The following is a 22,766-nucleotide window of genomic DNA, read 5'->3' on the forward strand; positions in this document are numbered from 1 at the left end:
GGCGGGGGGCGGAGATCACCGGCCGTGCCCGGCGCGCAGGCTCTCCGGCGGGCCGAGGTAGCTGGCGGGCAGGCCGCCGGTGTCGATGACGACCTTCTGCACCACCACGGTCGGGTCCACCATCCAGACCTTCACGGTGTGCCGGCCGGGCGCGGCGATCTGGTGCGTGGTGACGGTCCGGTTGACGTTGTCGGAGGTGTTGCGCTCCCACTGACGGTTCATGGACGTGTCATCGGCACCGGTCGCCCGGGTGATGTTCACGACCTGCGGGGTGCCGCCGTCCACCGACACCGCGTAGCGCAGGCCGTCGGGGTTCAGGACCGGGTTGCGCGGCGACAGGTACACCCAGACCTTCACCGGGCCGGTCGTGAACAGCGTGGTCTCGTACTCCAGGCGCGGGCCACGGCCGGGCTGCCGGCTGGGCGCGGTCACCGGGACCGGCGTCATGCCCGCGTCGGTGCGCCCGATGCCGGGGATCCGCTTCCAGGAGGCCGTGGACGTCCCGACCGCGCGGGTGTAGCCGTCGCCGTCCATCGACACGTAGCCGCCGGCCTCGACGAACCCGCTGAGCCGTCCCGCCGCCGGCTTCGTGACGACGGCCTCGACCGTCACGGTACGGCCGGCGCCGGAGACCGTGATCGGGACGCGGGTCGTGCCCTTGGGCGCGCGGTCCCAGTCGATCCGCACGGTCGCGCGGATCTGCTTGCCGACCCGTCCCTTGGCGGGAGTGACCTTCACCCACGGCCGGGACGGCGTGATCCGGTAGTCGAACGGTGTGGCGCCGCGGTTGAACACCTCGATGTACTGGGCCGGGCCGCGCCGGTACGGGCTGAACTCGGGCAGGACGGCCGTGCCACGCTCGTCCGGCCACCACTTGTCGGAGCCGTCGATGCCCACGCCCATGTCCGCGCCGTTCGGGACGGTGTGCCGCCGGACCGGCGGGAAGATCTCGTCGGGGAGGGCCTCGTTGTTCAGCTCGGGCTGCTGCCACGGCGCGTTCGGGCCGTACCGTTCGACATCGCCGTATCCGAGGACGGGCTGGGTCTGGAAGTCCTTCCACTTACCGCCCGCCAGACGGTTGTTGTAGTAGTCGTTCATCGTCTTGAGCTGGTCGAACTTCCGCTCGGCCAGATCGGCGTGGTCGTTGGTCGCCGCGCGTCCCTGCCGGGCGTACAGGATGCTCGTGAACTCGGCCTGGCGGATCTCGTACACCAGCGACGTCGCCTTCACCTGGTAGTAGACGAGCTGGTAGAAGGCGTCCTGATCGGGGCCGGGGATGCGGCGGCGCAACCGGTCGGCCTTCGCCGCCAAACGCCGCCACCGCTCGGTGACCGCGTCCATCTCCTGGTGCTGGTTGAGGTAGTACGGGGTCTGCTTGTCGTCGTAGACCACCGCGCTGGGATCGGTGCTGAGGTCCTTGTCCGGGTCGACGGTGATGCGCCGGTTGGTCAGCTCGGGCTTGCGCAGCGCCTGAAGGTCGCCGTACTCGTGCAGCACCTCGGCGATCTCGGCGGCGTTCCTGGTGCCGAAGTTCTGCGCCGCGTAATCCCGCTCCCACGCGCCCAGGCTCTCCAGCGGGTAGTTGCTCGGGTTCCACGCGTAGTCGAGGAAGAACTGAAGCGGCATCTCCTGGTTCTTCATGTCGCCGACGTTGACGGCCCACAGGTTCCTGATGCCGTACTGGTACGACTGGTGGAGCTGCTCCCAGGTGTTGGCGAGCTGTGTCGTGTCCACCCACTTGTAGTTGCGGCCGCCGCCCACGTAGTCGTAGTGGTAGTACAGCCCGTACCCCCCGGAACGCGGCGGCGCGCTGAGGTCGGGCATCTTGCGCATGTTGCCCCAGTTGTCGTCGGCGTAGACGACCGTGACGTCGTCGGGCGCGCGCAGCCCCCGGTCCCAGTACCGCTGGACCTCCTTGTAGAGCGTCCACACCTGCGGGGTCTCCGACGTCGGCCTGCCGGTCTCCTCCTGGATGATGCGGCGCTGCGTGGCGATGATGTCCTGCATCAGCTCGATGGCGTCGCCGTCCGGCAGGCTGGTGTCGCCGTTGCCGCGCATGCCCAGCGTCACCACGCCCTCAAAGCCCTGCCGCACCTTGCGGCGGATGCCCTCACGCCAGTACGCCTCGATGGCCGCGCGGTTGCGCCGGAAGCTCCACTCACCCGTGCCCCCGTACGGGTCGTGACCGGGCTCGACGATGTCGCCGTTCTCGTCGCGCACGGCCGCCTTGGCGTGCCGGTTCCACTCCTCGATGCCGCGCATCATGGGCGCCTCGTGCGAGGTCCCCATCACCACGCCGTACTCGGACGCGGTCGCGTGGTTCCGCGGGTCGTCCTCCGCGAACGCCCGTCCCCACACGGCGGGCCACAGGTAGTTGGCCTTCAGCCGCAGCATCGTCTCGAAGACCTTGGCGTACAGCTCGCTGGTGAAGCCGCCCGGGTGCCCGGGGGCATGGCCGTCGCCGAAGAACTTGCGCGCCCACCGTCCCAGCGCGGGGTTCTCGTCGTTGATGAAGAAGCCGCGGTACTTCACCGCAGGGGTTCCCTGGGTATGCCTGCCCGGCTTCACGTACAGCGCGTCGCTCTTGCGCGCGGGCACGTCGTCCCACCAGTACCAGGGGGACACGCCCGCGTTCTTGGAGACGTCGTAGACGCCGAAGATGGTGCCGCGCTGGTCGCTGCCCGCGATGACGAACGCGCGCTCCACGCCGGGCATCGGGTCGTCCACCACCTGTTGCAGGGACGTCTCCCACCTGCCCGCGATGCCGTTCACGTTCAGCTTCCCGGCGCGCACCAGGCCGTCGATGAGCGGGCTCTTGCCGATCGTCCCGATCAGGACCACCGCGTCCTTCCGCGGCACCGCGCCGGTCGAGACGGCCGGCCGCACCCCGGTCACCCGCTCGATGTCGGCGCGCAGATCACCGGCCACGCGCACGACGCCCCGATGGTCCTGGCCGCTCACCACGATCGGCGCGGCCTTGCCCTTCGCGACCAGGGGGAAGTAGCCGGGCCCCGGACGTCCGGAGAGGTAGGAGGTCGGATGTCCCTCGGGTTCGTCTCGTCCGGGAGCCTTGGCGGCGGTCGTCGACCCGGCTGTCACGATCGCGGCCGTCGCCACGGCCACCAGGCGCCTCCAGGTCCCGCCCATCGGCGTCTCCTTAGTGTGGGAGAAGATATCGAAAGTTTTCGATACCTTTCGGAGGTCGGTGTGACCGTAACCACAACAGGCGCGACCGTCAACCATCCGGAAACGCCATCGAGGTACACTCCACAGCCCGGATGGGTGGTCTCGAAAATTTTCGGCACATTCGTCCGCCGCCGCTGCCGCCGCACGTTCTTCGACCGGCATTGATCCGGACACCCGGATACGGACGTGCAAGGGGTATGGGAGTTCTGCTTCGCATCCTCGTCGCCGCCGGTCTCGCGGCCGACGCCTACGTGCACTGGGTGTTCGCACCCGACATGGACCCGGGCCCCAACGCCCCGAGCGGGGTGATCCCCGGGGACGTCCTGTTCCAGGCCCAGGCGATCGTCGCCGCCGTCGCCGGCCTGCTCGTCCTGGCCTGGGCGCGCAGGTGGACCTACGCCATCGCCTTCCTGGTCGCGGCCAGCGCGGTCGGCGCCCTGCTTCTCTACTACTACGTCGACGTCGGCCAGCTCGGGCCGATCCCGGCCATGCACGACCCGTCCTGGTACGCGGACAAGACGATCAGCGGCGTGGGCGAAGGCGTCGCCGCGCTGGCCGCCCTCATCGGCTTCTTCACCGTCAACCGCAACCGCGAGGACGAGGATCCCTTCCCGGCGAACGGCACCCCGCAGTTCGACCGCATGCGCTGACGGCCCGACCTGGCACGAGGCCGTGACACCGGCGACCGCCGCCGGTGGACTCGGCCCTGCCGTCATGCACGTGTGGCGAGCGGATCGGCACCGCAGGACATCCCTGCGCAAGCGCACCGAACCAGGACAGCGGGCGCGGCGAAAGAAGCCGCGCCCGCTGTCCATTTTTCGATTACCGATGGCCAAGCGCCCCTCGTTTCACGGCTGACGCCGACGACGCCGATCCGGCGTGAACGCATCAACGGCAGCACGGCCACCTGGCGATGTCACAAGCGGATGGGTGGGAAGGACGTGCCGAGGCTCATGCCCCATGCCAGAAGCGACTCCGAGGGCGCCGAGCCCGCCGGGGGCGGAAGTCGCGCGGTGCTAGGCGGTATGCAGACGTGTCGCGGTGTGGCCGCCCTCGGACGCCGAGCGCGCCGTTCCACGTGAGATCGATGGGTACACGCGCCGTAACGGCGGCGCCGATCCGGCGTGAGCACGTCAGCGGCGGTACGGGCTCCTGGTGATGGTCGAGCGGGGAGCGGTTGGCTGGGGGACGTGCCGGGCCTCTCGCCTCGGGCCGGGGGACGACTGCGAGGGCGCCGAGCCCGTCCGGGTGGCGGCCGACTGCGCCGTGCTGGACGAGATGCGGGCGTGCTGCGATGTGGCCGCCCTCGGACGCCGAGTGCGCCGTTCCCGTGAGGTCGATGAGTACGCGCGCCGTAACGGCGGCGTGCCGCGATGTCGCCGCCCGCGCGGGGAGCTTGGGCGCTGATTGTGCTGTCCCCACGTGGGAGGAGTACGCGCGCCATGACGGTGGCGCCGATCTGGCGTGAGCGCATCAGCGGCAGTGCGGGCACTTGGCGGTGGCCAAGCAGGGCGCGGTTAGCCGGGGGACGTGCCGGGGCCGACTACGCGGTGCTGGGCGGTATGCGAGGGTGTCGCGATGTTGCCGCTTCCGGGCGCCGAGTGCGCCGTTCCCGTGAGGTCGATGAGTACGCGCGCCACAACGGCCGCGCAGAACTGGCGTGGACGCGTCAGCGGGGTACGGGCACCCGGCGAAGGCCGAGCGGGGAGCGGTTGGCCGGGTGGGACGTGCTGAGCGTGCCGCGATGTGGCTGCCCGCGCGGGAAGCCTGGATGCCGAAGGCGCTGTTCCATGTGAGAGGAGTACGCGCGCCATGACGGCGGCGCCGATCTGGCGTGAGCGCGTCAGCGGCGGTACGGGCTCCTGGTGATGGTCGAGCGGGGAGCGGTTGGCCGGGTGGGACGTGTTGAGCGTGCCGCGATGTCGCTGCCCGCGCGGGGAGCTTGGGCGCTGAGTGCGTCATTCCATGTGAGTACGCGCGCCACAGCGGCCACGCGGACCTACTGAAGGCATGACGGCAGCACGGCCGCGACCCTCAGAACCGAAAACGCGCCCACGTCCACTTCCCGTCCGGCTCTCGCGTCCAGGTGATATCCCGATCCCCATCGGGGCACAGGCTCATGACGATGGGCAGCCCCCACCCCCCGATGTCCTCGGATTCGTAGCCGTCGTCCAGCGCGTTACCGTCCGGGACGACGCTGTTCAGCTCGGCCGGGACCCTGGTGGGCCGCGGTGACGCCCGCGAGGAGTCCCAGACGCCGACCCAGAGAGCCCGCCATTCCAGCGTGGCCTTGAACGTGACCTCGGCGAACGGCGTCGCCGCGATCGCGTTGTTGAGAAGCTCGGACGCCACCAGAAGCGCGTCATCGATCAGCCGATCGGGAATCACCAGCCGCCGCGTACACCGCTGCTCCCGGATGTGCGCCTCCAGCAGAACCCGAACCGTCCCGGGAAACGTCCTGGAAGGCATCTGCCTGACCATCAGGTCATTACTTGGTGATCGAGTCTTCGTCGCTCCCACTTCGTTTCCCCTGGTTCGTTCGCTAGCCCACATGCGAAGTCGAGTTGATCTTTCATACCCGCACTCCGCACGAGCGGAGGGCCGGTAGTCTGATTACTTCCTGTTGGTTAGATGTACCGTTTCTGTGACACAGCCTGCCCCTTGGATCGTATCCTGACCATGGATATCAGGACTTTCATGCAAGGCATGAAAATGATCAAGGAGCGTGGCGCGGATATGAGTCGACGGGACGCGGCAGACCCCCGGACGTCCATGTGGGACTTCATCGGATACTACTTGCGGTTCTTGCGAACTTCGCGAGGGCTCACCGGCGCTGAGGCAGGCCATGCCGCCCGCTGTAGTGCGGCCACCATTTCCAGAATCGAGACCGGCGAGCAGAGGATGTCAGAGCAGCAGGCCGAGCGGCTCGACGTGGCCTGGCGAACCGGTGGACTCTTCGCCACACTGATCTACTACGCCCGCCGAGCCAGTAATCCCGACTGGTTCAAGTCTTTCGTGCGCCAGGAGCAGGATGCGGACCGGATCAGGATATTCGCAGGTCAGCATGTCCCCGGGCTACTTCAGACCCCCGAATACGCGAGGGCGCTCCTTGAGGCAGGGCGCACCAAGGACAAGGAAGGGGCTCTAAGGCAACGGATGGCTCGCCAAGAGATTTTGCAGCGGGCCGACCCGCCCGACATATGGGTGATTTTGGCTCAAAGTGCTCTTTCGTGGCCCGTCGGGGGACATGCAGTACTTGCTGCGCAACTATCCCGGCTCGTCGAACTTTCAAGCCTTCCGAACGTGAGTATTCGTGTAGTGCCCCCTACTGCGGGAGCCTACGAAGGACTCGACGGGCCGTTCATGATCCTCGGTGGCAGGGACGGGGAGGTGGCGTTCGTTGAGGCGCCCAGCGCCGGGCGATTGGTCACAGACGCCGACGAGGTGAAAGACTTCGTTACCAGGTTCGACCGGATCGGGATGACGGCTTTGCCCATCGATGCGACGCTTAACCTGATCAAGCGGACCCTGGAGGACATGCAGTGAATCACCCCGTATGGCGCAAGAGCGGCCGGTCCAGCGGAGGGACCAGCGGTGAGTGTGTGGAGCTGGCCCGACTCGATGCAAGCGTTGGAATCAGGGACTCCAAGGCCCCCGAAGCGGGGTACCTGACCGTCAGCCCTGAGGCCCTGAGCGCCCTGGTGGGCCGGATCAAGGCTGGGGAGCTGGACGTGACGCCCTGAGGGTCGTCAGTCGCGGATCGAAGCGGGTGCGACGGGCTTTCGCAAATGGTGTAAGAGCAGTTACACCGAAGGCGGCACCAGCAGTCAGTGTGTTGAGCTGGCCCGCCTTGGTGCTGGCATCGGCGTCAGGGACAGCAAGGCGCCGGAAGCTGGGCACCTGACCGTGAGTCCTGAGGCCCTGGGCGTCCTTGTGGGGCGGGTCAAGGTCGGGGAGATGGGGCTGACGTAGTAGTCGCCCTTGTTGAGGGAAGACAGTGGTTGTGCCGGGTTGTCGTCGCGGCGATGAGTTTGGCGGCGGGCGCGGGTCTGACCCCCCGATCGAGACGACCGACTCATCGGAGGTAAGGCATGGGCCTCATCCACATCGAGCTGTTCGCGACCCTCGACCTGGTCGGGCAGGGGCCCGGTGCGCCCGACGAGGACCCGGTGGGGTTCCCGTTCGGTGGCTGGCAGGCACCCCTGATCGACGAGGTCGTGGGGGCACAGGTCGGGTCCTCGTACGAGGGCACCGACGCCCTCCTGCTCGGCCGCCGGACCTACAAGATCTTCGCCGCACACTGGCCGCATCAGGAAGGCGATATCGCCACGCTGTTCAACAGCGTCCCGAAGTACGTGGCCTCCCGCGGCAAGCCCGACCTGTCGTGGGCGGGGTCCACGCAGCTCGGCCCGGACCTGGCCGCCGCGGTGCGCGAAATCCGTGACCGGCACGAGCATGTGAAGGTCGTCGGAAGCCTGAACCTCGTGCAGACGCTGCTACGCGAAAAGCTCTTCGACCGTCTGAACCTTTGGGTGCACCCGATCGTGCTCGGTGTCGGTAAGAAGGTGTTCGACGGTGGCGCGGTCCCCACCAACGTCACTCTTCTGGAACCGCCGGTGGCAAGCCCGAAAGGCACCGTGCACCTGCGCTACGGACTCGCCGAGGGCACGCCTGAGACAGGGGATATGTCGGCACCCGACCGCGGTAACTGAGAGCGAGACGGCCCGCGTGCGGCTCACCCCGGGCCGGCGGGATGGGCGAGGTCGTAGGCGCGGGAGAGCTTCTTGGGGACGACCATGCGCCAAGCGTCGACGACCAGCTCGCGGGCCTCGGCCGGGTCCAACGCCGACAGCTCCGCGTTGACCCAGTTGAAGCGCATCTCCGACGCCGACGGCAGGTGGAACTTGTGCGGCTCGCCGGCGACGAGCGCGGCCCGCTCCTCCTTGGGGAACGCGAAGCCCATCACGCTCTCATCGAGGGAGAACGCCACGTACACGATCTGCCCGACGCGGAACTTCAACCTGCCGCGCACGTACACCGGGTAAGAGCGCTCCAGTTCGGTGCCCAGCGCCCGGACGTCCTCGACCACCGCCACGTTCGCACCTCCTCCGGTCTCATGCCGGTACGTCGTCGTGCTCCGGTCGCAGGATCGTGGCGGCGAACTCCGCCGCGATCCGGACGGGCCCGGCCTCGGGACGTGTGGTGGCGCTCGCCAGCGTGCCTTCGATCAGGAGCATGATGCGTTCGGCGTCGTACGCCGGGTCGGCACGGCCGAGCCGTTCCAGCTCGTCCTGGATCAACCGGTGCACCTCCGCGCGGTACTCGCGGGCGACGGCGTGCGCCGGATGGTCCGGGTCCTGAAGGGCCAGGTCCGCGCCGAGATAGCGGCATCCGCGGAAGCCCTCCGCCGTCACCGCCGTCTTGAGATGGTCGAAGATCGCCATGATCCTGTCGGCGGGCCGCTCCCCGGCGGCGTCCATCACCGCGCGATAGGTCTCCAGGTCCTTGACCGCGGTGCCGCGAAGCGCCTCGGCGAGCAGCTCGTCCTTGCTGCCGAAGTGCTCGTAAAGCGAACGCCGCGCGACGTTCGCCTCCTTCAGCAGCGCGGCGATGCCCACACCCGCCCCTCCTGGTACGTGAGGCGCTCGGCCGCCTTGAGAAGGCGCTCCCTGGGGCCCTGGGCCATGCGTTCGGTCACCTTTTCCAGCATGTCGGTCTTGCGACGGTAGATCAAACGGTCTACCGCAAGGGAAGGGGCGGCGACCATGCCCAGCCGCGACACCGCCGAGGTCATCGACCAGTTCGACAAAGCCTTCGTGGACCACGACCCGCCTGATCGGCACCGACTGGAGCCGATCCAGCCGGCACCTGAGGGGGAACGGGTCGAGGGCCAAGCCGCGTGCCTCGCGTGGTGGCAGACCCTTGCCGGACCGAGGCACCCAGTTCGAGCCAGAGCAGTGATATCGCCGGTGACCGCGCGACCATCCGCCGGCGATACCGTTACGGCAGGGAAGGCCGACTACGTCCGAGGCGTCAACCTGATGCGCGTTGTCGACGGCGTCATCGTCGAGGCCCTCGGCTACGGCAAGACCCCCGCCCCCGAAGCCGTCCCGCTCGTCACGTCAACCGGCGACTAACCGCACGCCACCGGCTCGCCGCGCGGGCTCTTGGCCGGGCCAAATTTTCGGATTGGCCGTGTAGCCGCGGCCGGTCTCGCCTGGACGATGGGGGCATGACGACACCACAACAGTCGGGGCCGGTATCGATAGGGGAGGCCGTCCGGTCCCTGCCGGGACCTTGGAAACCGCAAGACCTGGCATTGGCGAACGACACGGCCATACGGATCGCCTGGCTGGAGGGGGAGTTCCCCTGGCACGAGCATGAAGACGACGAGCTCTTCCTCTGCTGGGACGGAACCTTCCGCATCGAGCTCGAAGGACGGGATCCCGTCACGCTGGGCGCGGGCGACCTGTTCGTGGTCCCCAGAGGCACCAGGCATCGCCCGGTCGCCGAACGACGGGCTCATGCCCTCCTCATCGAACGCCCTGAAACAAAGCAGTACGGCAACGGCGGTTAGCCGGAAAGCAACGTCGCCAGGAGGTCGTAGAATTCGTCGGGCTTGTCGACCATGGCGAAATGCCCCGCGTCGGCGATCCGATGCATGTCGCGATGGGGCAGCAGCGGGCGCAGATGGTGTTTTCCGTCCTCGTCGCCGTAGATGTACGAGCAGGTCTGCGGCAGCTTGGTGAACAGTTCGAGAAGCTTGCCGCTGTCGGACCATTGCACCAGCGAGGTCGCACTTTGGTGCACGGCCGCGGGATCTGCGCCCGCATACCATGACGCCCAAGCCCGAAGATCTTTCCGGGGGGAGTTCCGCAACTCGCGCAGGAAGGACTCGTAGCCGCCCGGCACGAACTCGGAGGCCATTTGGCTTGCGATCTGCCTGCTGACGAGCCCGCAGTCCTCGGCGGTGAGGTTGCCTTCCACGCTGACACAGTGGCCAAGGGCCGGGACGCGTTCGGCCGCCAGCAGGCCGACGGCTCCGCCCATACTGTGCCCGACGAGGAACACCCGGCCGTCGGCCCCGGCCCTCCGCAGCGCCTCGATCACGCCGATGGTCGCCTCAGCATAGGACTCCAGCGAGTAGCCCTGATCGTGCCAGCGTTCGGAGTCACCGTATCCAGGCAGGTCGAAGGCGCAGATCGAGAGATGGTCCAGCGCCGGTGACTCGAATGCGCCGTCGAAACTCTCCTTGGCGCAACCGAGCCCGTGCACCAAAATCAGCAGGTCGCTTCCGGAGCGGCGAACCCTCGCGGAGATCCGGGTGGCGCGGCTCCCAGCGCGAACGACCAAATTGGTCATCTCACCCGGATCCGCGCATGCCACGCTGAGATAGCCCATGACAACGGTCCCAAGGTCGTCCTGTTATTAGCGGTGACTATTCGACACGGTAGCCTCCTCGCCGAGATCAAGAAGGACGCTCAAAAAGAATCATGAAAACCATGGTCAGATCACCGGTGTGGACGGCGGTAGGCGTGCTCCTCCGGTGTGATGCTCGTTGCAGGTAGGACGAAACACGATCTTGCAAAGTTCGGTCATGGTGATGTCGCCGCGTCACGGTGCGTAGAGAAGCCCCTCCAAGCGATCGCGCAGGAACCTGGGTGTGATCAGATCGAAGTGGCTTGAGCGGGAGCAGTCAAGATTGCTGATGTCCAGACCGCGGTCCCGCGCCGCCCTGGCCATGCCGTTGAACTGCTGTTCGTAGGAGAACGACATGATGATGTGGACGTCCCCGACGATGGTGGTCAGTTGACCGACCCGATCGAGGAACTGGTCGTAGCCGTCGACCCGCCAGGTGTCCACGACCTCGCTGGCATGGCGGCGCACCTGGTCGAGGTTCTTCGAGGTGATCTTCCTGAGGTAGTTGCACAGATAGCCGAGATCGTTGACATCGCGGGCCGAGTGGAGGATTCCCACCAACTCGTCCAGTGGGTCCGCCGCGGTGAGCGCGGCGACCTTGGAGGAGATGGTGGTGGTCGAATGATTGACGTTGGGATCGAGCAGTATGGCGCGCTCGATGTCCAGCCCCGCGACCAGGTCCCCGGCGTACCTCTTGAGGAGCAGTAGGACGTCGGCGCCGAAGGAGAAGCCGACCGCGGTGATGTTCTTCCCTGGGTTGTCGCCGCGAATCTTCTTGAGGGCGTAACTGAGCAGTTGCAGATGCGACTTCAAGCTGATCGGCTTGTAGTGCGGGTCGTCACGCTCTTCGGTGTTGAAGCCGAACATGGTGAGCGCGATGCAATGGAATTTGCTTTCGGCCATGTAGGGACGGAAGTCCTCGGAGTCCAGCCCCAGTCCGTGCAGGAAGACGACCAGTTCAGGGGAGTCGCGCTTGACCTCCAGGTAATGCAGCGAGCGCCCGACCACCGAATCATGCTCGTCCTCGATGTACTGCAGCGCGTCCGTCCCTATCGGGAACTCGCCGAGCTGGAGCTCGTGGAGGACCTGCCTCCGGACCAGCAGCCGGTACAGGATGATCGCCGATCCGCTCGCCACCATCGCGACCAGCAACACGGACAGGACCGGTGAACTGAGCCAGTGGCCGGAGGTCGTCAGCGCCCGGCGGAACTCCTCGGAGTAAAGGTTCGTCGCCAGCCCCAGGATCGTTCCGGCGACGCCCGCCACGGGGGCGAGCCAGCGAGGCACGCGCATGGAGGTCGCGGGCTGCCCGTGTTCACCATTCCGGCGGGTCACGGTGCCATGCATGGGCGCTGATTCTCAGTCGAAGGTCATGGGGTGGCGGTCAAAGAATTCCCGGTAGTGTTCCAACCTCGTCACCTTCCCCTTGAAATGGCCGTCGGACACCGCGCACACCCGATAGGGATCCTGCCGATCCCGGCAGTAGACCAGCACGTCGCATCCTTGGCGGGTGAGCTCTCCGCGCGGTTCGGTGACGATGAGAAGCCCTGGGGGACGCAGGCCCTCGCGCAGAGTCCGCACCAGTTTCGTCCGCATCGCCGTACTGATCTCGTAGAGCACATAGCTCAGGTTGCCGGCGTGCACGGCATTGTCGCGCAGGAACGCCGTCAGCGCCTCGTCATCCACCAGGTCCACCTCGTGGAACCGCACCTGCCCGCCTTCGTCGGCGAGAACGTCCAAAGTGAACGTCAGCTCGGAGAAGAGTTCGTCGTAATAGTCCGACAGCCCGTAGCATGAGCGCACCCATTCAAGATCGGGCATCGGGCCACGGTCGACGCCGAGCGACGATCGCAGCGGAATCGGCCGGAACCGGGGGATCCCCTCGTCCCAGGTGAGGTCGGGGGCGAACGTGCGGTAGAGGGTCTCGCAGTTGAGCTGCCGGGGCAGGATTCCCAGTCCTGTGCCGAAATCGGCGAAGGTGATGCCGTCGCCCTCGTGACCTGTGAAGAAAGAGCTCAGGATGGCCTGTGGAACAAGGAAGCGGCGCGCTCCGGTGAAGGAGTTGCGCCGCATGGAGACCAGCCTCCTGATGTCGTCGCCGTGCTCGCCTATCGTCTCCTCCAGGAGCTTCAGGCGCTCTTTCACGGAGGGCGCCCGATAGATCAGGGGAAGCGCGTCCGGCCGGACGGTCTTGATCGCGATGCCGATCAGGCTGATCAGGTGAGTGGCGCTGTGTACGGGCTGGTCGCCATGACATCGCTCCAGAATTCGACGCAACTCGGCGGACGACGCCGCGAGTCCGTAGCCGACCAGCCGGAAGAAATCCCGCCATCCATGATCTTGTGGATGGTTTCCCATTTCCCTGGCCGCCGACTCGAATTGGTCGAATTGCATGACTCGTGATGTTACCACCATTTAAAATGGTGGGCAAGTGGTATTAATTCACAGTGCGGGGCGTCGGTCCCGGTGTCGGCCGGCGCGATCTTTCGGATCTTGGCCCTGTGGACGGCCGGGCTAATGATCGATATCTCGCCGATGTGGCGAATGCCTTCCGCTGAACGGGAGACGGCCTGGAGTCCGGGAAAGCGTAAGGTGTCCCCGACAGTCAGGTCGGTTATGAAAAGCTGTCCCCGGAGAATGTGTTACCTGACTGTTCGGGTCACTTGCCGAGGCGGGGTCAGGGTTGTGGGGGTTCGAGGGTGAGGCCGGGGAGGTGGGCTGTTAGGGACTCGTGTTGTCCTTTGGACACCGGTGGTGAGACGCCTAGGGCTGCCAGTTCGGGGCGGAGGGTTTCCGGGTTCGGGTGTGTGATCTCGAATGAGCGCAGGGGGACGGTCGGCAGCGTTTCCGTTGGATGGGGTGTGTCGCCCCAGTCGATCAGGAACGGGAGCACGCCCGGTTGTGGTGGGGTGAGCCGCCATTTCAGCAGCGTGCCGTCCGGGCGGCGGCGTGACATGTCGTGGGCGTCGCCCGGATCGACCCCCGCCTTCCGGGCTCGCGCCACCGCCGTGTCGATGTCGGTGGTCGCCACCGCCCAGGCGACCAGCGCGGGTGCCTCCAGGTCGTCGACGCCGAACGGGCGGGGGCCGGCGGGCTCGGGCTGGCCGGGATCCTTCCCGACGATCTCCAGATAGCTGCGCCCGCCGAGTCCGAGCAGGTAGTTGCGGGTGCCGAAGCCGAGGTGCGGTCCGCCCTCGACCGGCCGGGTCCCCACCGCCTCGGCCACCCGCTCCACCGCGGCCTCCAGGTCCGGCGCCGCGTACACGAGATGATCCAGAACGGCCATGGCGCCGATCCTAGGCGGCCCGTTGCCGAGGAAAGGGGTCGCGGGTACGGTCGGGAGCGGTGGTTCTCCGGCCACCTCTGGGTCCGCGGGCAGGGCTGCAAGCTCACCGGTCAGCCAAGCACGTAGCGGCATGTTCTTTCCCGCCCGATGTCGCGGACCCCCGGGCGATGAGGGAAGGACTGCCTTGTCCGATCAGTCGCGCGCACGGCTGTGATCTTCCCGGTCGTGCTCGGGGTGGGCGAGCGCCTCTTCGGGGAGACCGGCTCCGCGAAATGCCTACGGCTCGTCCACGTTGGGACCCTCGGCGACGGCCTGGCCCACCTCACCTACCGGCCCGTCCGGTTCGAGGGGGAGGGTCGCCGAAGATCAGCGTGAGCTGGGCGTCGAGAGCGGCGACCGCGTCCTCCTCGGTGAGCTGCCGGGACAGCAGTTGAAGGCCGAGACCGTCGACGAGCGCGAGAAGCCCGGCCGCCGCACGGTTCGGATCGATGCCGTCCACTCCGGCCGCTCGCAACTGGTCGGCGAGGAACATGCGCATCTCCGCGGCGGACTCGCGCAGCCCCGCGCCGATCGACGGCTTCACCGCGGCGTACGCGAGGAACGCGAGCACGACGTGGTTCTCCAGCCAGCGCGTCTCGTCGAGCGGCAACACCTGCAGCAACAGACCGCGGACGAGTTCGAGCGGCGTCGCCGGAGCCCTGGGGGTCTGGGGGTCCGCCCCCAGGAGTGACTCTGAACGTTCTTCGGGCGAAGCCCTGGGGGTCTGGGGGTCCGCCCCCAGAAGCGACTCCGACCGCTCGCGGATCCGGTCCATGACCATGCCGAGCGCGAACGTCATCATCTCGTCCTTGGTGCGGAAGTAGTGCTGCACCATCCCGGTCGAGACCCCCGCCTCGGCCGCCACGTGCCGCAGGCTCACCTGCTCCAGGCCGCGCGTGGCGGCGAGTCGCATCAGCGCGTCCGCGAGCAGCTCCCGGCGTTCGCGATGGTCGACCTTGCGAGGCATGCGGACCAGTTTACATTGCGACTGTATTGCCATGTGATACATTGCAGTCGTATTGGAAAAGGAGGTGTCCGGAATGCATGTGCTCGACCTGGCGGCGATCGACCCGGAACGGCGGGACCTGGTGGGCGGGAAGGCCGCCGGCCTCGCCGCGCTGATCCGGCTGGGAGAGCGCGTACCGGACGGCTTCTGCGTCACGACCGAGGCCCACCACGGCGGCAGTGTGCCCCGGGCCGAGGTGCTCGCGGCGTACGACCGGCTTGGTGGCGGGCCGGTCGCGGTCCGATCCAGCGCCACCGCCGAAGACCTGCCGGACGCGAGCTTCGCCGGACAGCAGGACACCTACCTCGCGGTCACGGGCGCCGAGAACCTGATCAAGGCGATCCGTGCGTGCTGGGACTCGCTGCACACCGACCGCGCGATCGCCTACCGCGAGGCCGCGGGAATCGCGCACGACACCGTGCGCATGGCGGTCGTCGTTCAAAGGATGGTCGACGCCGAGGTGGCGGGCGTGCTGTTCACCGCCAACCCGCTCACCGGCTCGCGCGCCGAGTTCGTCATCGACGCCGCACCTGGACCGGGGACGGCGGTCGTGGACGGGACGAAGGCGGCCGACCACTACGTTCTGGACGGCACGGAACCAGAGCGACATGGCTGTCTCACCCCGGCCCGGCTGACGGAGCTTCGCGAGGTCGGCGAGCGGCTCGGCCACCGGCTCGGCGCGCCGCAGGATGTCGAGTGGGCCTACGACCGTGACGGCACGTTGTGGCTGCTCCAGTCGCGGCCGATCACCACACTGTTCCCGGCGCCCCCGGAGAGCGGGAAGCCGGGGCCGCGGCTCTACGTCGAGTTCGGTCATGTTCAGGGCATGCTCCAGCCGGCCACGCCGATGGGCGTGTGGGCGCTCACGTCCATGCTCGCGGGCATGCTCGCCTCGTTCGGCCTCACGGTCGAGATCGTCGACATCGGCGGGCGGCTGTACGGCGACCTGACCGACGCGATGCGCGACCCGTCCACCCGGCGGCGGCTGGTGAAGCTCATGGCGGTCGATTTCGGGCCGCGCGCACAGGCGGTGGTGGAGCACCTGCTGGACGACCCGCGGTTCGCTCCGGCGCGGGGCCCCCGCCGCCGTCGCGGCTCGGCCGCGCTGACGATGGGGCCGAAGGCGGCGGCCGGGATCCTGCGTGCGCTGGCCCGGCCCGCGGCCGCCCGGGAACGCGTGTTCGGCGAGATCGAACGCCTCCGGCGCCGGCCGGTCGGCGACCCGTCCACGACCGCGGAGCTCCTGGACCTGGTCGAGGACACCACGCGGTCGGGCGCCGACCTCGACGCGATCGTCTGGCCTGTCGTCAGCGGACTGCTGGTCTCCGCGGCGCTGCCGCCCCTGCTCAAGGGCATCGCGAGCGAGGACGAGGTCCGCACCGTGCTCGGCGGCATGCCGTACAACGTCACGATCGAGATGGACCTCGCGCTCTGGCGGGTGGCCGTGCGCGCCGCGCCCCACCGCGAGATCCTGCTGCACACGCCGCCGGCGGAGCTCGCCAAGGCACAACTGGCGGGCGAGCTGCCGGACTTCGGCCTGACGGAGTTCCTCGACACCTACGGCATCAGGGCCGCCGCCGAGGTCGACGTCGGCGTACCGCGCTGGTCGGAGGATCCGACGCCCGTGTTCGCGATGCTCGCGAACTACCTGCGCGTCACCGATCCCGAGCAGGCCCCGGACAGGCGGTTCGAACGCGCCGCGGCCAGGGCCGAGACGATGAGCGCCGAGCTGGCCCGGCGGGCCCGCCGCGAGCGGCCGTTGCGTGGTCGGCTCGCGGGCTTCTTCCTGCGCCGGGCCCGGGAGCTGAGCGGACTGCGCGAGGCGGGGAAGTTCGCAGGGCTGTACTCGCTGCGCGACCGGCGCCGGCGCCTCCTTACGATCGGTGCCCGGCTCCAGGCGGACGGGCTCCTTGACCGCGCGGACGACGTCATGTTCCTCACGATGCCCGAGCTGCGCATGGTCGTGGAGCGCGGCGACGATCCGCGCGAGACGGTCGCCGAACGGCGGTCGGAGTATGCGCGGGAGCTGCCGCGCCGGACCGTTCCGGTCGCCCTGCTCTCCGATGGCACCGACGTGGAGACGCTGCTACCGGCCCCGCCGTCGGACGGCCGCACGCTCACCGGCATGGGCGCGGCGTCCGGACGGGTCAGCGGCCGTGCCCGCGTGGTCCGCGACCCGGCGGGCGCGTCGATCGAGCCGGGCGAGATCCTCGTCGCGCCGACGACCGACCCGGGCTGGACGCCGCTGTTCCTGACCGCGGGCGGGCTGGTCAGCGAGACCGGCGCGGTGATGGCGCACGGGCCGACCGTGGCGCGGGAGTACGGCATCCCCGCCGTGATCTGCGTTCCGGGCGCCACCGAACGCATCCGGACCGGGCAGATGATCAGCGTCGACGGCGCCGCGGGGACGGTCACGCTCACTCCAGAGGTGGCCCGCCCTTCGTCGTGATGGTCCCGTCCGGGGCGACCTCTACCGAGAGCGGGGTGGAGCCGATCCGGATGTTGCGTACGGACAAGGGGCCGAAGCCCGGGACGGGGGAGAGGGACACACGCCCTTCGGGGATGTCGACGTCCAGGCCGAGCAGGGCGGTGACCAGGGCGGGGGAGACGGCCGCCGCCCACGCCTGAGGGCTGCACGCGGTGGGGTACGGGACGGGCGGCTCGCTCGCGTCCTGGCCGCCGAAGAGTTCGGGGAGGCGGTGGCCGAAGGCGGGTGCCGCGGCGACGAGGCCGCGGGCCAGGCGGGCGGCGATCTCGGCGTGTCCGGTACGGACCAGGCCGAGAATCGCGATCACGGTGTCGTGCGGCCACACCGAGCCCAGATGGTAGGAGAGCGGGTCGAACCCGGCGGCGTGCGGGGTGAGGGTGCGCAGGCCGAAGCCGGAGTCGAGCTCGGGAAGCCGGGCGGCGACCCGGGCCTCCTCGTCGGGGGTGAGCAGTCCGGTGCCGAGGAGGTGGCCCATGTTGGAGGCCACGCCGTCGACCGGGTCGCCGTTGCCGTCCAGGGCGATCGCCGGGTAGCCGTCCAGCCAGAAGCGGGAGCGGAACCGGTCGGCGAGGGACGCGGCCCAGGAACGCCAGCGGTCCGCGCCGGGACGGCCGAAGGCGTCCAGGAGGTCCGCGCCCAGCGTGGCGGCCTGGTAGGCGTACGCCTGCACTTCGGACAGCGCGATCGGCGGGCGGGGGAGGCGGCCGTCGGCGTGCTGGACGCCGTCCGCGGAGTCCTTCCAGCCCTGGTTGGCGAGGGTCTCGGCGGAGCCCACGTAGTGCACGAACTCGTCGAAGCCGCCGAGCCATCCGAGCGCCCGTTCCACCGCCGGGAGCAGGGCCTCGACCTCGCCGGACGGCATGCCCCACCGCCACGCCTCGGCGAGCGTCACGACGAACAGCGGGGTCGCGTCCACCGTGCCGTAGTAGAGCGGCGGCAGCCAGCCGGTCGTGTCGTCGGGACGCAGCTCGTGCGGGATCTTGCCGGGCTCCTCCTCGGTGGCCGGGTCGGTACGGGTGCCCTGGCGGCGGGCCAGGGCGCGGAGGGTACCGGCGGCGAGCTCGTATCCGAGGGGGAGCGCCAGGCGGGCCGTCCAGAGCGCGTCCCGTCCGAAGAGCGTCAGGTACCAGGGGCTGCCCGCGGCGCTGTAGAGGTCGTCGCCATCGGCGAGGAGCAGGGCGGTGAGGTCGTCCACCCCCTGGGCGATCAAGCGGTTGAGGTCGGTGTCGGGTGACTCGACCGTGAGAGGGGCGTCCGCCCAGGGAGCGGGGGCGGACGGCGGCGCCGGGCGGAACCCGGACGTGCGCGGGGGAGTCGCCTTGATGGTGATCGTGGCCGTGAAGGACTCCCCAGGGGCGAGGGACGGCTCGGCCCGGGTACGGCCGTCCAGCCGTACCCGGAAGCCGTCCGACGCGCTACGTTCCACCCCGTCCCCGAGCGCCAGTTGGCGCAGCGTGGCACCGTCCCCGGAACGCACGGTGGCGACCGGGGCCAGGTCCGCGGCGGCCGTGATCTCCAGCTTCGCGGTCACCGCGGCCTCGCCCCGGTTGCGCAGCACGATCCGCTCGGTGCCGCCGTCCCGGGTGACCGTACGGATCCGCTCGACGGACACGTCCCCGGCCGAGGCCAGGAAACGCGCGCCGGACGCGCCGTCGGGAACCGTCTCGACCGGGACCGGCTCGGCGCCGTCGACGGTGACCACGAACCGGGACAGCACCCGGCGGTCGGCGACGTACAGTCCGTCGGCGCCGCCGGTGAGCTGCCCGCTGCGCGGCGAAAGCCAGATCGCGGGAGCCGCCACGCAGGTGATGTGCTCGTGGAGAGGGGGCGGATGCAAGGAACCTCCGATACGGGATGGTGGGGTGTGTCAGCGAAGGGTGATCGTGAGCGTGGCCTGGCCCCTCCTGGTTCCGGCTTGGACGATGACCTCCGTGCCTCGGGCGGATTGGCGCAGGCTGTGGGCGACGGACCGGCCGTTCAGCGTCACGGCCTTGACCTGGGCGCCGCGCGGCAGCACATGGCCGATGACCAGCGACGCGCCGTCGGCCCGCAGGTTCACGGACGTGCGGAGGGTCCGCGCGGACGCCTCGGCGGTGACCGCGACCGATCCCGAGCCCACGCGGATGTCGCGGCCCGCGATCCGCGACTGCCCCGGCGGCAGTTGTGGCACGATCTCCAGCCGGCCGCGTCCCATGTCGGGACTCAGCCCGAGCTGGTGGTGGACCACCGGCCAGAGCGTCCCGTACGCGCCCCACGCCTGGAGCACCATGGAACGGTCGGTGAGCTTGCGGTCGATGTTGGGCGGGTCGAAGTCGGGGCTCGGCAGGATCTCCGGCATCGCGCCCGGCAGCTCCGCCAGCGCGGGATCGAGCTGGCTCCGCGCGTTGGCGGCGGTGTAGCGCCGCTGCTGGGCCAGCCGCCCGTGGTTGCCCTCGGCGGTCGCCATCACCCCGTTGCCGAGCGAGAAGATCGACCGTTCGCTCTGCACGGTGGAGACGGCGTCGTCGCAGGACGGACCCCGGTTCCCGCCCTCGGCCGAGGTGGGTCCCGTGCCGGTGTGGAAGAACCCGTTCTCGCCCGTGTAGCAGGGCTCCTCCCGCTTGGCCAGGGCGACCGCGGCCCGCTCGTCGGACGCCAGCGGACGCGTGACCTGCCCGGGACGCACCAGCACGGCGTCCATGGGCGTCACGCCCGTCCAGTGGCGCTGGAAGACCGGGCGGTTGTCGTTGGCCGGGTCGGCGGGGTCGTCGATCGACTCGGCGAACCCGTCGGTGGTGCCTCCGGCCCACCACGTCCGGTCGAAGTCCCGCTCCATGGCGGCGGCGCGGGCGTCGGCCCACGTGACGGTGGCCGTGTCGCCCTTGGCCCGCGCCATGTCGGCGAGGTCGCGCAGCCCGCGGATCGTGTAGACGGCGTTGTCGAGCTTCTCCACGCCCATGCCGGAGCGTTCGACGTTGCCCAGCCCTTCGGGCCAGCCGTCGCCGTCCTCGTCCCAGCGCTCCACGATGAAGCGCATGTTGCGGACGGTGAACCCGTACATCTCGTCCAGGAACCGGCGGTCGCCCGTCCACCGCCACACCAGCGCGACGGCGCTGGGGAACTTGGCCGTCTCGTCGGTGTTGCCCGCGTCGTCGTTGGCGCCGAAGTAGACCGAGCCGTCCGAGATCACCTCGTGGACGACCTTGCCGCTGCGCGCGTTGGCGATCTCGCTGGTGTCGCGCAGCGCCCGCAGATGCGCCTTGATCGCGTCGAACTGCCCGGCGGGCACGGCCGCGAACGCGGTGTACTCGCCGTCCGTTCCGAACAGCCACGGGTAGTCGGGCCAGCCCGCGCCGTACCAGCGGGCACGGTTCACCGTCCCCGCCGGCGCGGGGAACCGCCGTCCCTCGCGCGTCACGCGGATCCGCAGGTCCCGTGCCTCCTGGACGGAGTCGGCGAGGTTCTGCTTGCTCCACTCGATGCTCTGCTGGAGCCGCCGGTCGCCGGGCAGGTCCACCACCGTGTTCGCGGCCAGCGCCTGCCGGGACGCGATCTTGCGGGCGGCCAGCCCGGCGGGGTCGCGCAGCGCGGTGGCCAGCGCGGCGCCCGCCTCGGACGTGCCCCGGTCGGACCCGGCCACCGCCACCCAGACGGTCGTGCCGCGCCCGGCCGGGACCCGGACGTCGTACGAGAGCCGCCCACCGGTCCCCTTGCCGAACGCCGAGTCGTCGCAGCGGTCGGGCGCGGTCCCGGTGGACGGGCACACGACGGGCGGGTCCTGCGGTCCGCGATGCGCGGACCCGAGCGCGTGCCAGACCGGTTTCCGGTCGGCGGCGACGTACGCGGCGAAGTCGTGCCGTGGCGCGTTCGCCACCGGAGGCGTGCCCTGCTCGCGGAACAGCAGCGCCCCGTTCTGGTACGAGCCGGTGTCGGGCAGGTTGTAGGTGGACTGGTCGGGCGTCGTCCATCCCCACGGATAGGCGCTCATCAGCTCCGAATGGGCGTCGACGTCCAGCCGTACGGTCCGGGTCTTGTCGGAGGTGAGCTTGAGCCCGATGAGGCCCGCGCGAAGCCCGTCGGGCACGACGTCCGTGCGCTCGACCCGGACGCCGTTCGCGGCGGCGTACCGGGTGCGCGTGTACCCGAACCCGAACGTGTGGCGCTCGGCCTTGGCCTTCCCCTTGGCGTCGCCGAGCCACGTCCCGTCCAGCCCGAACCAGAGGCCGTCGAGCAGTTTCAGCGGCGGCGTCCAGAACCCGCCCATCTCGCCGGTGATGTGCCATCCGGCGGCGGGGTAAAGGCCGTCGGCCGTGGACATGGCGTAGAACCGGTCGCCGATCACGACCGAGCGCCGGTCGGCCAGCCGGGTCGTCGTGCTGAGCTCCGCCGAGGCGGTCGGGCCGGGCGCGGCGCCCGCCTCGGCGGGACGCAGCGGCGCCGCGGCCAGGCCCGCCGCGACGACCAGGGCGGACGTGCCGATCAGGAGGGGATGGCGGAGGGACGGGGGTCTCATTTGACACCTCCCGCGGTGAGGCCCGCGATGATCCGGCGCTGGAAGATCAGCACCACCACGACCAGCGGCACGGTGACGATCACACCGGCCGCCATCTGGGTGCCGAACGGCTGGTCGAAGCCGTACGCGCCGGTGAACTTGGAGATCGCGACCGTGGCGGTCTGCATCTCCTTCTTGTTGACCATCGACAGCGCGATGATGAACTCGTTCCACGCGGTGATGAACGTGATGATGGCGGTGGTGAACACGCCCGGAGCGGCCAGCGGGATGATGATCCGCCGGAACGCCTGGCCGCGGGTGCAGCCGTCCACCATCGCGGCCTGCTCCAGCTCGAACGGAAGCTGGCGGAAGAACACCGACAGGTTCCACACCGCCAGCGGCAGCGCGAACGACAGGCTGGGCAGGATCATCGCCTGGTAGGTGTTGATCCAGCCGATGTCGGTGAACAGCTTCAGCAGCGGGACGATCAGCGAGATGGTCGGGAACATCGAGGTCGCGATCACCACGGCGAGCACCAGGTTCTTGCCGCGGAACCGCAGCCGCGCCAGCGCGTAGGCGGTGCAGGTGCCCACCACCAGCGTGAGCACCGTGGTGGTCCCGGCCACCACCAGGCTGTTCGCCAGGGCACGGCCGAAGCCCACGTCGGGCTTGAACACGGCGCTGAAGTTCTCCATCGACCACACCGCGGGCAGCGGCGAGTTGTCGAACTGGTCCTGCGGGCGCCGGAACGCCGAGACGACCATCCAGTAGAACGGCGCCAGGCAGTACACGACCACCACCGCGATCCCCGCGTACGGCAGGATCCGGCGGGCGGACGACGCGGCGGACGACTGCCCGGGCTTGGCCATGA

The 22,766-nt window shown here is 69.2% G+C and carries 20 protein-coding genes; 8 read left to right on the top strand and 12 right to left on the bottom strand.

Annotated features, from left to right (window positions below; genetic code table 11):
- Positions 1-15: 15 nt before the first annotated feature.
- Entirely contained in the window at positions 16-3,147 is a 3,132-nt protein-coding gene (locus tag ACGWYJ_RS01165) for a glycosyl hydrolase 115 family protein (RefSeq protein ID WP_395103566.1), read from the bottom strand.
- Between the two features lie 236 nt (positions 3,148-3,383).
- Between ACGWYJ_RS01165 and ACGWYJ_RS01170 the strand changes: the two genes are divergently transcribed.
- The gene (locus ACGWYJ_RS01170; protein WP_395103567.1) at positions 3,384-3,836 is read left to right on the top strand and encodes a hypothetical protein; all 453 of its coding nucleotides are present in this window, start codon (positions 3,384-3,386) and stop codon (positions 3,834-3,836) included.
- Positions 3,837-5,220: 1,384 nt separating this feature from the next.
- Here the strand turns inward: ACGWYJ_RS01170 and ACGWYJ_RS01175 are convergent.
- Positions 5,221-5,655 carry an ATP-binding protein gene (locus ACGWYJ_RS01175; protein ID WP_395103568.1) on the bottom strand — a complete coding sequence of 145 codons (435 nt, stop codon included), beginning with the start codon at positions 5,653-5,655 and terminating at the stop codon, positions 5,221-5,223.
- A gap of 237 nt (positions 5,656-5,892) precedes the next feature.
- On the opposite strand from ACGWYJ_RS01175, the gene ACGWYJ_RS01180 reads away from it, so the two are divergent.
- From ACGWYJ_RS01180 to ACGWYJ_RS01195, 4 genes are all read left to right on the top strand, one after another.
- On the top strand, positions 5,893-6,732 hold the full coding sequence (locus tag ACGWYJ_RS01180; RefSeq protein WP_395103569.1) for a helix-turn-helix domain-containing protein: 840 nt from the start codon (positions 5,893-5,895) through the stop codon (positions 6,730-6,732).
- The gene (locus ACGWYJ_RS01185) at positions 6,729-6,929 is read left to right on the top strand and encodes a DUF397 domain-containing protein (protein ID WP_395103570.1); all 201 of its coding nucleotides are present in this window, start codon (positions 6,729-6,731) and stop codon (positions 6,927-6,929) included. The genes ACGWYJ_RS01180 and ACGWYJ_RS01185 overlap by 4 nt, the downstream gene beginning before the upstream one ends.
- Before the next feature lie 16 nt (positions 6,930-6,945).
- Positions 6,946-7,158, top strand: a complete 213-nt coding sequence (locus ACGWYJ_RS01190) for a DUF397 domain-containing protein (protein ID WP_395103593.1) — start codon at positions 6,946-6,948, stop codon at positions 7,156-7,158.
- A 119-nt stretch (positions 7,159-7,277) separates the two neighbouring features.
- On the top strand, positions 7,278-7,898 hold the full coding sequence (locus tag ACGWYJ_RS01195) for a dihydrofolate reductase family protein (RefSeq protein ID WP_395103571.1): 621 nt from the start codon (positions 7,278-7,280) through the stop codon (positions 7,896-7,898).
- A gap of 23 nt (positions 7,899-7,921) precedes the next feature.
- On the opposite strand, the gene ACGWYJ_RS01200 is transcribed toward ACGWYJ_RS01195, so the two are convergent.
- Positions 7,922-8,281, bottom strand: coding sequence for an MmcQ/YjbR family DNA-binding protein (locus ACGWYJ_RS01200; RefSeq protein WP_395103572.1), 360 nt, complete (start codon positions 8,279-8,281; stop codon positions 7,922-7,924).
- 19 nt (positions 8,282-8,300) lie between these two features.
- The gene (locus tag ACGWYJ_RS01205; RefSeq protein ID WP_395103573.1) at positions 8,301-8,804 is read right to left on the bottom strand and encodes a TetR/AcrR family transcriptional regulator; all 504 of its coding nucleotides are present in this window, start codon (positions 8,802-8,804) and stop codon (positions 8,301-8,303) included.
- 147 nt (positions 8,805-8,951) lie between these two features.
- On the opposite strand from ACGWYJ_RS01205, the gene ACGWYJ_RS01210 reads away from it, so the two are divergent.
- Together ACGWYJ_RS01210 and ACGWYJ_RS01215 are read left to right on the top strand one after the other, a co-directional pair.
- Positions 8,952-9,323 carry a hypothetical protein gene (locus ACGWYJ_RS01210; protein ID WP_395103574.1) on the top strand — a complete coding sequence of 124 codons (372 nt, stop codon included), beginning with the start codon at positions 8,952-8,954 and terminating at the stop codon, positions 9,321-9,323.
- Positions 9,324-9,505: 182 nt separating this feature from the next.
- Positions 9,506-9,763 carry a cupin domain-containing protein gene (locus ACGWYJ_RS01215; RefSeq protein ID WP_395103575.1) on the top strand — a complete coding sequence of 86 codons (258 nt, stop codon included), beginning with the start codon at positions 9,506-9,508 and terminating at the stop codon, positions 9,761-9,763.
- Here ACGWYJ_RS01215 and ACGWYJ_RS01220 read toward each other — a convergent pair.
- From ACGWYJ_RS01220 to ACGWYJ_RS01240, 5 genes are all read right to left on the bottom strand, one after another.
- Positions 9,760-10,587 carry an alpha/beta fold hydrolase gene (locus ACGWYJ_RS01220; protein ID WP_395103576.1) on the bottom strand — a complete coding sequence of 276 codons (828 nt, stop codon included), beginning with the start codon at positions 10,585-10,587 and terminating at the stop codon, positions 9,760-9,762. The two genes, ACGWYJ_RS01215 and ACGWYJ_RS01220, sit on opposite strands and share 4 nt — an antisense overlap.
- A 213-nt stretch (positions 10,588-10,800) precedes the next feature.
- Positions 10,801-11,892: an alpha/beta fold hydrolase gene (locus ACGWYJ_RS01225; protein ID WP_395103577.1), complete on the bottom strand. Its 1,092-nt coding sequence runs from the start codon at positions 11,890-11,892 to the stop codon at positions 10,801-10,803.
- 72 nt (positions 11,893-11,964) lie between these two features.
- Complete coding sequence (locus tag ACGWYJ_RS01230; protein ID WP_395103578.1) at positions 11,965-12,999, bottom strand: hypothetical protein; 1,035 nt, start codon at positions 12,997-12,999, stop codon at positions 11,965-11,967.
- 283 nt (positions 13,000-13,282) lie between these two features.
- Complete coding sequence (locus tag ACGWYJ_RS01235) at positions 13,283-13,891, bottom strand: VOC family protein (RefSeq protein ID WP_395103579.1); 609 nt, start codon at positions 13,889-13,891, stop codon at positions 13,283-13,285.
- Between the two features lie 322 nt (positions 13,892-14,213).
- On the bottom strand, positions 14,214-14,897 hold the full coding sequence (locus tag ACGWYJ_RS01240; RefSeq protein WP_395103580.1) for a TetR/AcrR family transcriptional regulator: 684 nt from the start codon (positions 14,895-14,897) through the stop codon (positions 14,214-14,216).
- Between the two features lie 73 nt (positions 14,898-14,970).
- Here ACGWYJ_RS01240 and ACGWYJ_RS01245 point away from each other — a divergent pair, with 73 nt between their 5' ends.
- Complete coding sequence (locus ACGWYJ_RS01245) at positions 14,971-17,385, top strand: PEP/pyruvate-binding domain-containing protein (protein WP_395103581.1); 2,415 nt, start codon at positions 14,971-14,973, stop codon at positions 17,383-17,385.
- On the opposite strand, the gene ACGWYJ_RS01250 is transcribed toward ACGWYJ_RS01245, so the two are convergent.
- From ACGWYJ_RS01250 to ACGWYJ_RS01260, 3 genes are all read right to left on the bottom strand, one after another.
- Positions 17,354-19,261 carry a glycogen debranching N-terminal domain-containing protein gene (locus ACGWYJ_RS01250; RefSeq protein WP_395103582.1) on the bottom strand — a complete coding sequence of 636 codons (1,908 nt, stop codon included), beginning with the start codon at positions 19,259-19,261 and terminating at the stop codon, positions 17,354-17,356. The genes ACGWYJ_RS01245 and ACGWYJ_RS01250 overlap by 32 nt on opposite strands.
- Before the next feature lie 30 nt (positions 19,262-19,291).
- A complete protein-coding gene (locus ACGWYJ_RS01255; RefSeq protein WP_395103583.1) occupies positions 19,292-21,916 on the bottom strand; it encodes a hypothetical protein in 2,625 nt (874 codons plus the stop codon).
- The coding region (locus ACGWYJ_RS01260) for a carbohydrate ABC transporter permease (RefSeq protein WP_395103584.1) at positions 21,913-22,766 on the bottom strand (854 nt) is incomplete at its 5' end. The genes ACGWYJ_RS01255 and ACGWYJ_RS01260, both read right to left, overlap by 4 nt.

It is taken from the genome of Actinomadura sp. SCN-SB, from assembly GCF_043906805.1.
Classification (GTDB): Bacteria; Actinomycetota; Actinomycetes; order Streptosporangiales; family Streptosporangiaceae; genus Spirillospora.

Excerpts from the sequence above, each read along its gene's own strand:
- ACGWYJ_RS01235 (WP_395103579.1), bottom strand. The coding sequence starts at position 13,891 with ATGGCCGTTCTGGATCATCTCGTGTACGCGGCGCCGGACCTGGAGGCC.
- ACGWYJ_RS01195 (WP_395103571.1), top strand. The coding sequence starts at position 7,278 with ATGGGCCTCATCCACATCGAGCTGTTCGCGACCCTCGACCTGGTCGGG.
- ACGWYJ_RS01230 (WP_395103578.1), bottom strand. The coding sequence starts at position 12,999 with ATGCAATTCGACCAATTCGAGTCGGCGGCCAGGGAAATGGGAAACCAT.
- ACGWYJ_RS01220 (WP_395103576.1), bottom strand. The coding sequence starts at position 10,587 with ATGGGCTATCTCAGCGTGGCATGCGCGGATCCGGGTGAGATGACCAAT.
- ACGWYJ_RS01175 (WP_395103568.1), bottom strand. The coding sequence starts at position 5,655 with ATGCCTTCCAGGACGTTTCCCGGGACGGTTCGGGTTCTGCTGGAGGCG.
- ACGWYJ_RS01210 (WP_395103574.1), top strand. The coding sequence starts at position 8,952 with ATGCCCAGCCGCGACACCGCCGAGGTCATCGACCAGTTCGACAAAGCC.
- ACGWYJ_RS01180 (WP_395103569.1), top strand. The coding sequence starts at position 5,893 with ATGAAAATGATCAAGGAGCGTGGCGCGGATATGAGTCGACGGGACGCG.
- ACGWYJ_RS01245 (WP_395103581.1), top strand. The coding sequence starts at position 14,971 with ATGCATGTGCTCGACCTGGCGGCGATCGACCCGGAACGGCGGGACCTG.
- ACGWYJ_RS01165 (WP_395103566.1), bottom strand. The coding sequence starts at position 3,147 with ATGGGCGGGACCTGGAGGCGCCTGGTGGCCGTGGCGACGGCCGCGATC.
- ACGWYJ_RS01240 (WP_395103580.1), bottom strand. The coding sequence starts at position 14,897 with ATGCCTCGCAAGGTCGACCATCGCGAACGCCGGGAGCTGCTCGCGGAC.
- ACGWYJ_RS01255 (WP_395103583.1), bottom strand. The coding sequence starts at position 21,916 with ATGAGACCCCCGTCCCTCCGCCATCCCCTCCTGATCGGCACGTCCGCC.
- ACGWYJ_RS01170 (WP_395103567.1), top strand. The coding sequence starts at position 3,384 with ATGGGAGTTCTGCTTCGCATCCTCGTCGCCGCCGGTCTCGCGGCCGAC.